This is a genomic window from Pseudoalteromonas sp. SG43-6, assembly GCF_014164365.1.
GTDB lineage: Bacteria > Pseudomonadota > Gammaproteobacteria > Enterobacterales > Alteromonadaceae > Pseudoalteromonas > Pseudoalteromonas rhizosphaerae.
On sequence record NZ_JACJEZ010000135.1, the window covers coordinates 1 to 1016 of the forward strand.

1 protein-coding gene is annotated in these 1016 nt (G+C 37.0%); it reads left to right on the plus strand.

All coding sequences use genetic code 11. The features are described from left to right. Positions 1-52 precede the first annotated feature (52 nt). Entirely contained in the window at positions 53-976 is a 924-nt protein-coding gene (locus H5201_RS22445) for an IS1595 family transposase (protein WP_096036035.1), read from the plus strand. Positions 977-1016: the final 40 nt, after the last annotated feature.

Sequence of the window (1016 nt, forward strand, 5' to 3'; positions counted from 1 at the left end):
GTGTTGGTGAACTATAGTTAATGTACTGAAACCCAACAACGGCAGGTGCAATATGGCTTCCAAGCAGTTTCAAAATATACTACATCACATTACCAACTTAAATTACGCTCAACTTAAAAAGCTTCGCCACGAAGTTGAATCAAATATTGCCACTAACCAAGTAGGTCAAGCTATTGCCGACCATGAGGAATCAATATCTCATTGCCCCCATTGTGATTCACATAATCTAAATCGTTGGGGAATGACAAAGCAAGGAATTCAGCGCTTTAAGTGCAAATCATGCAACAAAACATTTAATGCACTTGCAGACTCACCACTTTACCGAATGAAAAAGGCTGAGAAGTGGATCGAATATACCAAATTAATGTGGGAAGGCGTATCCCTTAGAAAATCAGCTAAAGCTTTGGATATAACACTTAGAACGTCATTTCGTTGGCGACATATGTTTATTAAAGCCCCTGCCAGCTTTAATCCTTCAGTACTAACGGGTGTTATTGAAGCTGATGAAACATCTTTACCAGAATCTTTTAAAGGTAAGAGGGCTATTAACCGTAAGTCACGTAAACGTGGCGGTGGAAAAATCGAAAAAGTTCCTATTTTCATTGCTCTTGATCGTAGTGGTGCTATATCTCACAAGGTTTTAGAACGAAATACAAAAGAAAATATTCAAGCACAATTGAAGCCTTTATTATCATCAGGCTCAGTGCTTTGTACTGATGGAAACTTATCATATAAAGGTATTGCTAAAGAACTCGACATTGACCATAAACGTTTGATTGGGTTGGATAACCAAAGAGTAGTAGAAGGTATTTACCATATCCAAACACTTAATAATTATATGATGCGATGGAAGGCATGGTTAAGACGTTTTAATGGCATTGGTACAGACTACATTGAGAATTATTTAAGCTGGTTTAGGTTTATGGAAGATAACACTGAGTATTCAGATCAAACATGGATAAAAGAGGCATTATGATATGAATTTTTTATACCCACACTCAACTACAACACAGCCA